Origin of the sequence: Clostridium magnum DSM 2767 (genome assembly GCF_001623875.1) — a bacterium.
Taxonomy (GTDB): domain Bacteria; phylum Bacillota; class Clostridia; order Clostridiales; family Clostridiaceae; genus Clostridium_AM; species Clostridium_AM magnum.
Window position 1 is genome coordinate 23,351 of the sequence record NZ_LWAE01000012.1, and the last position, 14,849, is coordinate 38,199.

The window sequence follows — 14,849 nt, forward strand, 5'->3', positions numbered from 1 at the left end:
TAATATAAGACCAATTGTATTAGTAATTTAAAAAACTTAGATAAATCTCAAAAAAGTATTGACAAAGTTATAATAAAAAGATATCATAATAAAAAACAAAGAAATATAAAGCTGTGACTAAGAAGTAGTAAGAAAAACAAAATTTCCTCACAGAAAGCAACCGGTTGATGAGAGGTGCGTGGAATAGATTTTCTGAATTCATCTTATGAGCTGCCCTTTGAACTGATTTTCTAAGTAGAAGGTGTCGGTAACATCCGTTAAAAATGTAAAGTATTTATTTAGATACTTATTGAGTTCGACAGCGTGAGTTGTTGATAAACTTAGGTGGTAACACGGTAATAACCCGTCCTTTGAAATTTCAAAGGGCGGTTAATTTTTTTTTTGATATATTCTAAAATCTTTATAACCAAGTATTTGATCTGGGGTAATAAGAAAGGTTTATAAGGAATTAAGAATTGTATAGAATTAAGGAGGTGAGTTTGATATGAAGTTTATATAAGGGGACAGAGAAAACACATCATAATGGATGTGGGATGAGCAATGCATGCTCAGTTTGATGAAAATAGATTTATAATTTAAGAGGGGGCTAATTTATGAATATACCATTAATTATTGTTATCATTTATATAGTAATGTTATTCGGAGTATCATGGTACTCTACAAAATTATCTAAAAAAGATGGAGGGGCAGAAGGGTTCTTATTAGCAAATAGAGGAATGCCAAGTATTATAATAGCAGTTATGGTTGCAGGTTTAGCAGTAGGCGGAGCCTCAACGGTAGGAGTTGCTGAAAGTGCATATAGGAAAGGTATTTCAGCTGGCATGTATAATGCAGCTTGGGCTGCTGGTGCTGTTGTAGCTGGATTATTAGTAGTTAAGAGATTTAGAAACATGAAGATAACTACGGTTCCAGAGTTACTAGGTAATAGCTATGGTAAAACAGGAAAGTTAATTGGCGTAATTGGCCAATTGGTTATTCAGATAACTATAACAGCTCTTCAATATGTTGCTGGGGGATCAATATTGACAGCAATGCTTCCAGGGATATTTACCTTTAAAACAGGAATGCTTGTAACAGCCGTTGTTTTTGTTGGTATTACTTTAATAGGCGGTTACTGGGCAGCTGGGCTAAGCAATATTATAAATGTAATAGTTATATATGGAGGTCTTATTGCGGGAGCTATAGCCGCGATTCATAATACAGGAGGAATGGGTCAAATAGTTTCAGCTTTAGAAAGTAACCCTAGTGTTCCTTGGTTTGATTCTATCTCTGGCGTAGGTGGTGCTATAGTTTTAGCTTGGTTTGTTGTTATGATTACTCAAGCTTTGTCTAATCAAGCAGTTGTACAAATATCATTTGCTGCCAAGGATGAAAAAGCTGCAAGAAGAGGATTTTTATTAGCAGGATTGATAATATTCCCAGTAGGATTTATCGCAGCGATATATGGCATTATTGCTGCTGTTCAGTTCCCGGGACTTAAGAATCCAGCTCTTGCTTTACCAAAGGTTGTTATGGGCCTTAATCCATATATAGCAGGATTCACTCTTTCAGGGCTATGGGCTGCAGATGTTTCAACAGCTATAGGTATGCTTCTAGGAAGCTCTACATTAGTAGTTAATGATATTGTTAAAGTATATGTAAAATCAGATTTTAGTAAAAAACAAGAGTTAATGTGTTCCCGTATTGTAGTTTTAATTGTTAGTATTTTAACTTATGTACTTGCTAGTACTGTAGTTGGAATCTTAAATACTATACTTATAGGGCTATCATTAACTACAGCATTTACAATTATAATACTATTTACAATGTTTGCACCAAAACTTTGCAAAAAGAGTGCTGCTATAGCCACTTTACTTGTAGGAATATTGATTCTTGTATTATGGGTATTCGTACCATCTACCCACGTTGTTTCACATCCGATATTCTTAGAATGGCCTATTTGTTTAATAACTTTCTTATTAACTAGTTTATTAGATAAAAGACAGGCTGACATTCCAAAAGCAGTTGGTGGCATTTCAGAAGCAGTTAGTTAGATTTTAATAGAACCTAAATTAAAAAGCAAGACTCCCAGATGGAGGGCAGGCTGTTGATAAATATATTTTGTCAGCAGTCTTTTAATTTTTAGCCTAAAAGGGCTTTTTTCAATTGAAAAAAGATTTTAAGATTCTGTGTACAATTTATATAGTATGAGTTTTTTAAGAAGTTAAATAGAAATACATGATGTATAAAATTCTATGGAAAATTTAGTCAATGTGTAAGGGGATTTAGCAAAATACGCGTGATATGATATTTTTAAGAATACTATTTATTCTTAAAAAGCTGAAAGGAGCAATTAAAATGAGTACCTGTAAATATCCACATCTCTTTACACCTATTATTTTGGGTAACACTTTATTCCGCAACCGTATATTTGCATCTCCAACTGGTTATCAGAATCTTAATGGAGATGGTTATTTAAATGATGGAGCTGCAGCTTACTATGAGAGGAAAGCCAGAGGAGGTGCAGCTAGTGTTGCGACTTTCGAAGGTATTGTAGATGGCGAATTTGGAAAGGGCGGAGCTACCCACATCTGTCTGGATACTCCAAACATCGGTCGGGGACTTTCTAGAATTGCCTATGGAATCAAGAGCTATGGAGCAGTTGCTTCTTTAGAGCTTCAGCATACAGGGATGTTTGCAAACCGGGATCTTTCTTTCTTCGGTGCTGCATCCAAGGGGATCGCCTATGGACCGGTAGAATGTGAAGTAGCAGGAAGAACCATTCGTCCTATGGATGAGAAAATTATTGAACGTACTATCCAGAAATATGCGACAGGAGCAGCACTGGCTAAAAGATGCGGCTTTGGCATGGTTACAGTACATGCAGGTCATGGCTGGCTGCTTCACCAATTCTTGTCGCCGAAAACGAATACAAGAACTGATAAATGGGGTGGTGCAGATATTGAAAATCGTGCACGTCTTGTAGTAGCAGTATGTAATGCTATCCGTAAGGAAGTTGGTCCTGGATTCCCTATTGAAGTTCGTATCAGTGGTTCAGAATGTTATGGAGATGGTTATGATTTAGATGAAGGTATTGCTATTGCAAAACAGTTAGACGGCCATGTAGACTTAATCCATGTGTCTGCTGGAAACCATGAGGTAGAAGAAGTATTTGCTGTTACACACCCAAGTATGTTCCTTGGAGATGGATGTAATGTTAAATATGCTGCAGAAATTAAAAAGCATGTGAAAACACCAGTTGCAACTGTGGGAGCCTTAAGTGACCCGGAATTAATGGAAGAAATTATCGCTTCAGGAAAAGCAGACATAGTGGAAGCAGCACGTGCACTGCTAGCAGATCCGGACTTTCCAAACAAAGTACGCAGTGGTAAGGAAGACAAAGCAAGAAAATGTATGCGATGTCTTTCATGTTTCTCAAGTGAGTTGACAAATGGAGAACCTTACTGTGCAATTAATCCGGAAAGTGGTCGTGAACTGGAGATGAAATATGATATTCCAGCAGCTGCTAGGAAGAAAGTTCTGGTAGTTGGTGGAGGGGTTGGCGGAATGAAGGCAGCTCTGACCTGTGCTGATAGAGGCCATGAAGTTATTCTTTGTGAGAAGAGCAACCGTCTAGGAGGAGTTCTTCGCTGTGAGCAAGATGTTGACTTTAAGAAAAAGCTAGACTATTATCTGAACCAGCAGGCTGAAGAAATCGTTGATTCTAATATTGAGCTCCATCTTAATACAAAGGTAACTGCTGAGTATGCAAAGAAAATAAATGCAGATGTTATTATTGCAGCAATAGGTGCACAGTCTGTAAAGCCACCAATACCAGGTATTGATGGTACAAACGTTATGTCAGTACAGGATGCCTATACAGCAACTGATAAGATTGGCGAACATGTAGTAATCCTTGGCGCAGGGCTGGTAGGTATTGAATTAGGCTTACACCTGATTAGTAAGGATAAAAAAGTTAAAATTATTGAAATAACAGATCATATAAGCGATGGGGGCAATTTTTTGCACATACTAGGCCTTAAGACTGAGATTAATAAACGTGGTCTGGAGATAGACTTTAATACAAAGGCTAAAGAAATCAAAGAAAATGGTATTGTATGTGAATATGCAGATGGTGAGAAGACATTAAAGGCAGATACAATAATTTATGCAGTAGGTCAGAAACCTTTACGTGAAGAAGCCATAGCAATGAATTTCTGCGCACCAGAATTCTATCAAATAGGGGACTGTGTAACTCCTAGAAACATTACAAGTGCTACCAGTGAGGCATTTATGATAGCAAGGAACATTGGCCGTTTGTAATTTATATAAAGGTCGGGTATAGGGACAGTTTGGTACTTGTCCCTTTTTATCCGCAAATTTACCACCTTTCTGGTAAGTGATGAATCATTAACTCATTATTTAACATATCTATTGCCTTATTAATTTTAAAACTTTTTCTGATAATTGTATTTGGAATAACAGCTCACTGTCTTTAAAGTCAATGTTCGTCAATTTGATAATACGTCTGATTCGATATTTTAAGGTATTATAATGAATGTGGAGGGCTTTTGCAGTTAAAGTAACATCTTGATTATGCTTTAAATAAGCACATAATGTTTCAAAAAAATCACTGTTTTTTCCTTCGTCCATATGAATTAAAGTTTTTGCAATTGGGTGAATAAGGATTTCAAGACGTGTTTTGTCTCCAAAGCTTAAAATCATATGTGTAACTATAAAATTATTATAATTTAAAATCCGCTCAGAACTGTTTAATTGACTTCCGATTGATAAACTGGTAATGGTTTGCTTATAATACTCTGATAAATCGTATAATTCATGAAAAACTTTACTAATGCCCGCTCTACAATTATGTTTTTTCAATAGTTGATTAAATAAAGCCAGTTCATTTTCATTGAATATATTTTCCCCTTTAACATCAAACAAAATTACAATATGTTCGTCATAAATAATTATTGTATCTCTGTTAAAATAATTTTGCAGCTTTCTCTTCAAGTGGTAAAGTATGTCTTGATTTTTATTTATATCATTTAACTCAATAGTAATAACATATAAATTATCATAAAGTTTTAAGTTGAATAATTTTGCACGTTCACTTATTGCATCATGATCATATAATTTTTGATTTAACAGTGCTGCAATAAATGAATCTACTAAAGGATTAGTGGATGAAAAATTTTCGCTTGAATCCCCAATTTTTAAAGAAAGAAATCTGCAGAGAGTGATTAGCATTTGTTCATCAAATTCAGTAATTGGTTTATTATATTCTAGAACTTTTAAATAGGCCAAAGGTTGTTTATTTCTTAAAACTCTGCCTACCAATTGGCTATGGTTTAATAATCCAGATTCCCACAAAATTAAATTAGAATTTGGATTATGCTCTTTTTCCCAATCTTGATCTATATCATTTTTCATAACTGAATTAACATACTCCTCAGTCACATAACCTTTTGAAAGCGTCCATTCCCACAGTGGTTCATTTTTTATTGTATTTCCTCCAGCATGAGCCATAAAACAAAGAGATACATCTACTAATAGCAAGGGGTTACCTAGATTTTCATATCCTACATCCAAAAGTTGCTGCACAGTTGTTCCTTTTTGACAAAGTTCTAATAATTTATTTGTAAAATTAATTATCTTAACCTGCATATCAAATAAGTCCTGCAAAATATCACACCTCCTTTTGCTAATATTTTACTATTTATACTAATATAATCATATCAAAAATTAGTGAGGTAAACAATTACACAATAATAAATATGAAATTCTCATAGTTGTAAAAAATTACAAAGTATAGTAGTGAAAATCTCAATATGGGACGAAGAAATTGAAGATAATGGATGATATAATTTTGTTAAAGTTGATAAAAAAATAACAAAATTAATTGGGGGAATAAAAATGATAAGAAGATATGGTCAACTCTGTACAGTAGCTTACGGTGCTGGTGCAGTCAATTCAACAGGAGAAATTGCTAAAGAGTTAGGTTTTAACAAGGTGCTGATTGTAACCGGTAAACATGCAGAGGCTTTAGGATATTGCCAAAAAGTAATAGATAGTTTAAAAAAGGTAAATATAGAAACTATTATATTTAATGATGTAAAGATGGATGCACCAGACTACATAGTAGAAGCTGGTGGTAATATAGCTAAAAAAGAAAAGGTTGACGGTATTATCGGTATAGGTGGAGGAAGTGCCCTAGATACGACAAAAGGAATAGCTTGTTTTGCTACAAATGATATTACAATCCATGATATGATTCACAATGGACCTATGAAAAATCTACCAATAAGATTTATTTTAATACCTACTACATCCGGTACTGGTTCGGAAAGTACATTTGTAGCAGTTATTACAGACACTAAAAATCATGAAAAATTAGGATGCCCATCAACACCATCTTTTTCAATTTTGGATCCAGAACTTACTCTTAGCCTGCCAAATAATATAACAGTTTATACAGCCATGGATGCCTTTTCTCATTGTACTGAATCATTAACAAGTATGCAGCCAAATCCGCACTCAGATTTACTAGCTTATGATGCAATTGAAAGAATTGTAAAATGGCTTCCTGTTGCATGTAGAGAGCTAGATAATTATGAAGCTAGAGATAACCTGGCTTTAGCAAGTAATTTTGCAGGCAAATCCTTTAATGATTCTACGGTTCATGTTGGTCATGCTATTGCGCATTCTTTAGGAGCCCAATTCCATATTGTCCATGGTATAGGATGTGCATTAGTGACACCAGTTGTAATAGAGTTAACGGCTCCAGCATTTTCTGAAAAAATTAAAAAAATAGGTAAAATCATGGGTGTTACAGTTGACAGTGAAGATGAATCTGTCATTGGAAAGACAGTTGCAGATGCTGTGCGTAAATTTATGAAATCACTAGGTGTTCCTTCTTGTAAAGAACTAGGAATTACACGGGAAGATATTTTAAGTTGTACAGATTATGTACGTAACGAACCTTTACGCAACTTTGGAGGTGTTACTGTAACAGACGAGATGATTCCAGGATTACTTGGACAAATCTATGATGCATATTAATAGAAAGTATTAGGAGGGCTTTACTTATGAGTTATGAGAATTTACTGTCTCCGATTAATATTGGAAGCTTAAAAATAAGAAATCGTGTTGTAATGGGTGCTATGGGGTCAGGAACAGCAAATGATAATGCAACTGTTTCTGAATGTGAATGTGCATACTATGCGGAAAGAGCTAAAGGAGGAGCAGGGCTTATTATTACCGAGGTTACACGAGTAAACAATGATACTGGAATTATGATGCCCCGTCAAACTTCTGCAGCCACCGATGAATGTATCCAAGGACTTAGAAAGCTTGCAAATGCAGTACATTATTATGATGGTGCTATCTTTGTTCAACTACATCATCCAGGACGTCAAACTGTATGTGAAGCCATTGGCGGAAAGCCAACAATCTCCCCAAGTGGTATAAAGAGTATGCTGACACAAGCAGAATGTCGTGAAATGTCAAACGCAGAAGTTAAGAGCCTTGTACAGGATTTTGTGAATGCAGCGGAAAGATGCTATAAAGCTGGCATTGATGGCGTTGAACTTCATGCAGCCCATGGATACATGCTAAATCAATTTATATCCCCATATACAAACAAACGAGTTGACGAATATGGTGGAACTACTGAAAATAGAGCTCGTATTATTAAAGAAATAATTGAAGGAATTCGCGGGCGAGTTGGCCGTGAGTACCCAGTAATTATGAGGATTTCTGCTGATGAATTTTTAAGAGATTCTGTATTCCCTATTAAAGAGGATGGATTATTATTAGATGAAGCTGTAGAGATCTGCAAGTATCTTGTACCTTTTGGTTTAGATGCTGTAAATGTATCTGCTGGAATTTATGAAACAATGAATAAGGCATGGGAGCCTACTTCTTACCAAGAAGGCTGGAAAATATATTTAGCAGAAGCTGTTAAAAAGGCTGTTAATGTGCCTGTATTTGGAGTAGGTACTATCCGTAATCCAGATTTTGCTGAAAAAATTATTTCAGAAGGAAAAGTAGATTGTGTAACCATTGCTAGAGGCTTATTAGCTGATCCAGATTGGGTAAAGAAAACTGCTGAAGGCAGAGTAGATGAAATCCGCAGATGTATGTCATGTTTAAATTGTATGGATTCTATGCAGTCTAACGGTATGATAGGCGAACCATTTTCCTGTGCAATTAATGCAAGGACTGCTCACGAATGGTTTTATAATGATATTAGACAAGATGGAAACGGGCGTATGGTAGTTATTGTCGGAGGAGGACCGTCTGGAATGGAGGCGGCACGTATCCTTGCAGAGCGTAAGTTTAAGGTAGTATTATTTGAAAAAGATGCAGAACTTGGTGGACAATTATGCTTAGCAAATAAGCCACCTCACAAAGAAAAAATTAATTGGCTTATTCAGTATTTTCAAGTTCAGCTAAAAAAATTAGGAGTTGAAGTTCGTTTAAATACTCCAGCAACAATAGAAGCTATTGAGGAATTGAACCCATATGCAGTATTTATAGGCACCGGTTCTAAGTCTGTAGTACCAAAATCCATTTCTGGTGTGCAAGGTACAAATGTTTGTACAAGTTCAGATATTTTGTCAGGAAGAGTAAAGGTTTCAAATAAAAAAGTTGTAGTTGTGGGCTCTGGCATGACGGGACTAGAGACAGCGGAATTATTAGGAACAATGAATAACAAGGTTTATGTTGTGGAAATGGCAGATAGAATTGGTCCTGATGCAAGTTGGCAAAACTTAACTGACGTTCAAGGTAGATTAGAAAAAATGAATACGATTTTTATGCCATCCTATAAACTGGTAGAAATTAAAGATGATTCGATTATATTACAAAAGAAAGATGGTGAAAAAGAGAAACTTTCAACTGAGCATGTAGTGCTTTCTTTAGGAGTATATGCTGATCAGACTTTAGCAGAAGAGTTAAGTACAAACTTTGATAAGGTAATTAAAATTGGTGATTCTGCACAAATTGGCAGAATTGCAAATGCAGTATCTACAGGCTTTTCAGAAGCATATAGATTAAATTAAAACAATCTTAGACAAGCCTTCGTAAGGGCTACGGAGACGTAAATTTTTAAGTAGAAGGGGATGAATGAAATGAGATCAAAATTTACCCATGTCTTCTCGCCTATTAAAATAAGAGGTATAGACTTTAAAAACCGTATCGTTCTTGCACCACCGTCTCCTAATCTTGCCAGTACTGATGGTCTGGTTACACCGGAATTTGTAGACTGGTTCCGTATGTTTGCACGTGGTGGCGTATGCACATTGTATGTGGGCAACTGTTCTATTGATATTACAGAATGTAAAGATGAAGCTTTTCAGCTTGACCTTAGCGATGACAGATGCATTTTCCCATTAACATTATATGCTGATATGGGCAAACAGTATGGCTGCCATGCTTCTTTTGAAATTAATCATAATGGTGAAAATACCGCTTTTGAGACTGTAGGACACCCTCCTTACAGCTCATCACCAAACATTTCTTCAAGTGAAGCTACACGTGCTGCAACCCTCGGAAGAGATCCTATTCCAGCAATTGAAATGACACATAAAAAAATTGCACAAACCGTTGAAAAATATGCTGATGCTGCTGCACGGATGAAAAGAGCAGGAATGGATATCTGTCTTGTTCATGGTGGACATGGTAACCTTATTTCACAGTTTACCAGCCCTCTTTACAATCACAGAACAGATAAATATGGCGGTTCAACTGAGAACAGGGCAAGTTTCGCTATTGAAGTATGTGATGCTATCCGTAGAAAAGTGGGTGAAGACTTCGTAATCGAATTTCGTATTTCTGCTGATGAAATCGCAGAAGAGGGTATGCATTTTGAAGAAACACTTGAACTTATCGGATTATTGAAGGATCATATTGATATTCTTCACGTTTCTGCCGGACTTCACAGTGACTTCAATATGAAATATTACCGTAACTGGTGCCAGAACTATATGATGGACCGCTGCTTTAATGTTCATTTTGCACGAGATGTAAAGAAGGCTTATCCTGATCTTCTAGTGACTACAGTAGGTTCTATTACCAGTATTGAATATGCGGAGGAAATTATTGCTAATGGATGGGCTGATTTTGTTGCTATGTGTCGTCCGCTTATGGCAGATCCTGATATGCCTAGAAAGTATGCTGAGAATCGTCCTGAAGACAGACGTCCATGTTTGCGCTGCGATACTTGTGTAAAACATCTTTTTATTCCAAAACCAATCTATTGTGCCGTTAATCCTATTTCAGGAATGACAAGTGAACTTAGAGATGGTGTTGTTCCAAAGGTGCCTGTTAAGAAGAAAGTTGCCGTAATAGGAGGAGGCCCTGCTGGAATCCAGGCAATACAGACATTGCTTGACCGTGGACACGATGTAACTCTTTATGAAAAATCCAGTTCACTTGGTGGGAATGTAGAAGGGGCTGCAATTCTTCCTTTTAAAGTTGATTGCCAGGATTATTTAAAATGGCTTAAACATACAGCTGCACAGTGCGAAGCTGCAGGTGCAAAAATTTTATTTAATACAGATGCAACACAAGATATACTTGATACTGAGAATTATGATGCAATTATAATTGCAGTTGGTTCTGATCCTATCATTCCTTCCAGTATTCCAGGAATTGATAAGAAGCATGTACACTGGGCTCCTGATGCTGAAGCTGACAAGAATCTTGTTGGAGATAAAATTGTTATTGTAGGTGCCGGTGCTGTTGGTATTGAAGCTGCAATTGAATTTCATGATGAAGGAAAAAATGTAACTATTATTGAAATGGAGGATCCAGAAAAGAGCTTCTTCAAGCTTATGGAAAGTTCAGGTACCAGTGCTATGGAATTTCAGACTATACTTAAAGACAAAGGTATTCCTATAAAATACTTCAATCGTCTTAAAGAAATCTGTGATGATAAGGTTATCTGTGATAACCTTGAAACTGGAAAGACTGCTACGTACGAAGCAGATACGGTACTGCTTGCTATGGGAATGCGTTCAAGAACAGATAAGGTAGAAGAACTTCGCCACTGTGCTCCTGAAACCAATGTTTATATAGTTGGTGACTGTCAGAAAGTTGGTACAATCGGTACAGCAGTGAACCAGGCATTCCAAGCTGCTCTTCATATCTAGCCTTAAATTATTTCAATGTCTACAAAAGTGCCTTCAGTATATAAACAAATTAAAGGCACTTTTGCTCATTTAATAAATTAACTTTGATTTTGACATATTATAACGTATAATACAGTTAGAGGGAGTTATATATTTTTATAGAAGTACAGGGGGGAATATTTTGAATACTACTATTATAAATCAGATAACTATACTAATGCTTATGCTGATAGTAGGAATTATTTTAAGAAAAAAAAGAATAGTTACAGATGAGGTAAGTAAGGGGCTTTCAAATATTTTAATGAATTTAACATTACCTTTTATGATTCTATATTCTTTTAATTTTAAGTTTTCAACTGATATGTTACAAAAAGGCATTATGATGCTTTTATATTCTATTGCAATACATATTATTTTAATAATTTTAAGTAAATTAGTATATTTTAAATTCGAGAATTCTAAGAAAAGTGCATTTAAATTTGCAACGGTGTTTTCAAATTGTGGATTTGTAGGATTTCCTGTAACTCAAGGTATATTTGGGAATATAGGAGTATTTTACACATCAATTTTTCTAATCTCCTTTAATGTTTTTATATGGTCTTATGGAGTTATGCTTTTTTCAAGTGAAAGTGACTTCAAAAGTATAAAGAAGAATCTTATAAACACGCCTCTTATATTTACTGCTTTAGGCATTATAATATTTCTTTTTTCTATAAAGCTTCCTTCACCATTACTTAAAACTTTAGAGAGTATAGGAAATATGACAACTCCAATTTCAATGCTTATAATAGGAGCAATGTTGGCAGATGTTAGATTAAAAGATGTATTTAAAGGTTTTGATGTCTACTATTTAAATTTTGTAAAACTTATAGTTGCACCATTGTTAGTTTGTGCTATGTTAAAAATATTAGGCAGTGATAAGACTCTTTTGCAAATATGTGTAATTTTAGTATCAATGCCAACTGCAAGTTTAATAGGAGTTTTTGCAGAAAAATATGATTCAGACAAAGTTACAGCTTCAAAATGTGTCTTTTTAACTACTGTTTTATCCATAATTACGATACCTATTGTTGTTTCAGTAATATAAACAATGTTTTATTAAGGAAAGCATGAATTAAATTTAATAATGTGAGGAAATAATGAGCTTAATAATCAAGTATAATAGTTATCTATTGAAACAGGACTATAGTGAAAATACTCTAAACTTATATCAATATTATCTTAAGAAATTTATGCATTGGCATCAGGAAGAAATGAAAAGGCCTCTTGGTCATAGTAAGCTGGAAAAAAGTACAGTGACACAATATATACAATACTTATCATCAAAGTATAGTACAGGCTATGTGAATAGCTATATTAAATTTATAGTATCCTATAATAAATTTCTCATAAATGAAGGCATACAAGAAAAAATGGTTGCTACTAACGACTTAATAATAAAAACTCCTAAGAAAAAAGTTGAAAAGGTAAAAATAAGTGAAAGAGATGTTGAAGCTTTACTTATGGAAGTTTGTTCAAATGACAGTATTAAAAATTCTACTATGCTCTGCCTAATAGCCTATGCAGGATTAAGGCCTAGTGAAGTAGTTGAACTTCAGTTAACAGATATAGATTTTGATAACAGGAAAATTTATATAAGCGGTAAATATAAAAGGGATATAGCAATGAACTCAGCAGTAGAAAATTCTTTGAAACTATATTTAAGAGATGAAGAGATAATAAAAGATTATTTATTTACAAATGAAAGAGATATGAAATATACTAGTACAGGAATACACTGGATACTTAGAAAGAATCGTTCTAATCCTAATGTAACCATAACTAATTTAAGAAACTTTTATATATTAAAACTTAAATCTCAAGGATACAGCGAAAAAGAAATAGATGAAATACTGGGCTACTCAACTAGAAAAAAGGACTACACAAATAAAAAAATAAAAGAAATGCTTACAGTTAAACAGTTTGCAGAATTATTTGGAGCAGCTCCTTCCACTATAGTTAAATGGTGTAATAGTAATAAAATTGAAAGTTATAAAAACTATTGGGGACATAGACGAATACCCTGTTCAGAAGCGGAAAGATTAAAAAATGAAAATAAATATCTGGTAGATAAAAAATATATAGAGAATTTTTTTCAAGAGTTAGTTCTAAAAGGAAAATTTAAGGTTTCAATAATTCTAATGCTTATAGCCTATGCTGGATTTAATGAAACTGAAATTTTGGATATTAAAAAAGAAAATGTAAACATAGAGAAAAAAGTTATTATAATTGGAGACAGCAAAGAAAAACACGTACCTCCAGTTATAGTTGAGCCTTTAATTCAATATTTAATGGAAGTTCCTGGTGATCAAAAGTATCTATTTGTAAATAAATTTGGCAAAAAACATGTAAAGCATAATATTAAGGATTTATTGAGAGGAAACTGCAAGGATCCTAATATAACTTTATCGGTTCTAAAAAAACATAGAAGTATAAAATAGTCTGTGTAAACTCCGATGTGGATATAATAAAAAATATATGCTAGGGAGTACACAGACTTTATAAATTTGTTTTAGTAAAGGATATTTGAGCCCTCCAACTGAACCTATTTACAGATGTTATCATCTCTTCTGTAACACTATTTAAAATAGAAGCAGATTTTGCTAACTCATCTGCAGAGCTAGATAACTCCTCTGATGAAGCTGACATCTCTTCTGATGAAGCGCTTATTTCATCTGCTAGTGAAGAGGTACTGCTTACTCTAGTTATGATATTATTTTTTTCCTCATCTAAATGTGTAACTGATGTTGTTGCTTCATTGATTACTGATTAATAACAAAGTTGTAGTAAATTTAACATTTTGTGTACTCATTCAAAAAAAATTAACAGTATATACATATTTTCGACATACTTTTGTTATATTAATGTGACATTGGTAATATATCATTAAGCTATCAACTAAGTAAAAATATACGGAATAGATGATTGTAAAAGTACAATCTAGACATATTATTCTAGGATAGAAAGAGGAGTAACATATGAATAATGATAGCTTTAAAGATTATTATAAAATATTAGAGATAGATAGGGATGCGGCACAAGATGTAATTACAGTGGCTTATAGGTCTTTAGCAAGGAAATATCATCCAGACTTAAATTTAAATAAATTAGATGAAGCAAATGAAAAAATGAAGGCTATAAATGAGGCCTATAGAATACTAAGTGATTCAGAAAGTAGAAGGAAATATAACCTGACTTATGATTCATACATAAAAAAAGATATTAACAATAGTAATAGTAATATTAATAGCAGCAACATTAACAACAGTAGCGTTAATGATAGTAGTGTTAGTACTAACTTTAATTCTTATATGACAAGAAAAAGTAGAAAAGAATATACAAAACAATATAACAGTAAAAGGTTTAATTTTTTAAAATCTAAAAAAAGAAACCTAGCTATAGCAGGTATTGTAGCTATTTTGTTTACTTGTATGATTACAGGAAAAATTTTAATTAGTAACGATTATAGCGCAAGTGGCAAAAATGAAAGAGGTATCGGTACAAACGTAAAACAAACAGATAGGATGAGACCTGATTTTGATAGTAATCATTTAAATAATCTAGATAGTAATTCTGAAAGGCCTGATAGGAAATCAGGTTCCGATCATGACAGATAGATGAAGTGGAAACTTGAATCAGATGGGAGTATTAGAGCGGGTAGTTATCGGATAAAAGATATATCCAGACAGGATG

The 14,849-nt window shown here is 34.0% G+C and carries 10 protein-coding genes and 1 other annotated feature; of the genes, 8 read left to right on the top strand and 2 right to left on the bottom strand.

Going from position 1 to position 14,849, the window contains the following annotated elements; translation table 11 throughout:
• The first annotated feature begins 104 nt into the window (after positions 1-104).
• Positions 105-354, top strand: a binding site (T-box leader).
• Between the two features lie 239 nt (positions 355-593).
• Together CLMAG_RS27010 and CLMAG_RS27015 are read left to right on the top strand one after the other, a co-directional pair.
• Entirely contained in the window at positions 594-2,033 is a 1,440-nt protein-coding gene (locus tag CLMAG_RS27010; RefSeq protein ID WP_066630175.1) for a sodium:solute symporter family protein, read from the top strand.
• Positions 2,034-2,283: 250 nt separating this feature from the next.
• Positions 2,284-4,302 (top strand): oxidoreductase, encoded by a 2,019-nt coding sequence (locus CLMAG_RS27015; RefSeq protein ID WP_242873149.1) that lies wholly within the window; start codon positions 2,284-2,286, stop codon positions 4,300-4,302.
• A 108-nt stretch (positions 4,303-4,410) separates the two neighbouring features.
• Here CLMAG_RS27015 and CLMAG_RS27020 read toward each other — a convergent pair whose 3' ends face one another.
• On the bottom strand, positions 4,411-5,667 hold the full coding sequence (locus tag CLMAG_RS27020) for a PucR family transcriptional regulator (protein ID WP_066630179.1): 1,257 nt from the start codon (positions 5,665-5,667) through the stop codon (positions 4,411-4,413).
• Positions 5,668-5,898: 231 nt separating this feature from the next.
• Here CLMAG_RS27020 and CLMAG_RS27025 point away from each other — a divergent pair, with 231 nt between their 5' ends.
• From CLMAG_RS27025 to CLMAG_RS27045, 5 genes are all read left to right on the top strand, one after another.
• Positions 5,899-7,044: an iron-containing alcohol dehydrogenase gene (locus CLMAG_RS27025; protein WP_066630181.1), complete on the top strand. Its 1,146-nt coding sequence runs from the start codon at positions 5,899-5,901 to the stop codon at positions 7,042-7,044.
• Positions 7,045-7,070: 26 nt separating this feature from the next.
• On the top strand, positions 7,071-9,047 hold the full coding sequence (locus CLMAG_RS27030) for an oxidoreductase (protein WP_066630183.1): 1,977 nt from the start codon (positions 7,071-7,073) through the stop codon (positions 9,045-9,047).
• A gap of 69 nt (positions 9,048-9,116) precedes the next feature.
• Entirely contained in the window at positions 9,117-11,138 is a 2,022-nt protein-coding gene (locus CLMAG_RS27035; protein ID WP_066630185.1) for an oxidoreductase, read from the top strand.
• A 160-nt stretch (positions 11,139-11,298) separates the two neighbouring features.
• On the top strand, positions 11,299-12,204 hold the full coding sequence (locus CLMAG_RS27040; RefSeq protein WP_066630187.1) for an AEC family transporter: 906 nt from the start codon (positions 11,299-11,301) through the stop codon (positions 12,202-12,204).
• 52 nt (positions 12,205-12,256) lie between these two features.
• Positions 12,257-13,597 carry a tyrosine-type recombinase/integrase gene (locus CLMAG_RS27045; protein ID WP_066630189.1) on the top strand — a complete coding sequence of 447 codons (1,341 nt, stop codon included), beginning with the start codon at positions 12,257-12,259 and terminating at the stop codon, positions 13,595-13,597.
• 58 nt (positions 13,598-13,655) lie between these two features.
• Here CLMAG_RS27045 and CLMAG_RS32715 read toward each other — a convergent pair whose 3' ends face one another.
• Positions 13,656-13,805 (bottom strand): hypothetical protein, encoded by a 150-nt coding sequence (locus CLMAG_RS32715; RefSeq protein ID WP_161487041.1) that lies wholly within the window; start codon positions 13,803-13,805, stop codon positions 13,656-13,658.
• A 329-nt stretch (positions 13,806-14,134) separates the two neighbouring features.
• Here CLMAG_RS32715 and CLMAG_RS33310 point away from each other — a divergent pair, with 329 nt between their 5' ends.
• The gene (locus CLMAG_RS33310) at positions 14,135-14,773 is read left to right on the top strand and encodes a DnaJ domain-containing protein (protein WP_066630191.1); all 639 of its coding nucleotides are present in this window, start codon (positions 14,135-14,137) and stop codon (positions 14,771-14,773) included.
• The last annotated feature ends 76 nt before the right edge of the window (positions 14,774-14,849 follow it).

What these genes read in the sequence shown, in the direction of transcription:
- CLMAG_RS27030 (WP_066630183.1), top strand. Translation starts at nt 7,071, where the DNA reads ATGAGTTATGAGAATTTACTGTCTCCGATTAATATTGGAAGCTTAAAA.
- CLMAG_RS33310 (WP_066630191.1), top strand. Translation starts at nt 14,135, where the DNA reads ATGAATAATGATAGCTTTAAAGATTATTATAAAATATTAGAGATAGAT.
- CLMAG_RS32715 (WP_161487041.1), bottom strand. Translation starts at nt 13,805, where the DNA reads ATGTCAGCTTCATCAGAGGAGTTATCTAGCTCTGCAGATGAGTTAGCA.
- CLMAG_RS27010 (WP_066630175.1), top strand. Translation starts at nt 594, where the DNA reads ATGAATATACCATTAATTATTGTTATCATTTATATAGTAATGTTATTC.
- CLMAG_RS27045 (WP_066630189.1), top strand. Translation starts at nt 12,257, where the DNA reads ATGAGCTTAATAATCAAGTATAATAGTTATCTATTGAAACAGGACTAT.
- CLMAG_RS27035 (WP_066630185.1), top strand. Translation starts at nt 9,117, where the DNA reads ATGAGATCAAAATTTACCCATGTCTTCTCGCCTATTAAAATAAGAGGT.
- CLMAG_RS27015 (WP_242873149.1), top strand. Translation starts at nt 2,284, where the DNA reads ATGATATTTTTAAGAATACTATTTATTCTTAAAAAGCTGAAAGGAGCA.
- CLMAG_RS27025 (WP_066630181.1), top strand. Translation starts at nt 5,899, where the DNA reads ATGATAAGAAGATATGGTCAACTCTGTACAGTAGCTTACGGTGCTGGT.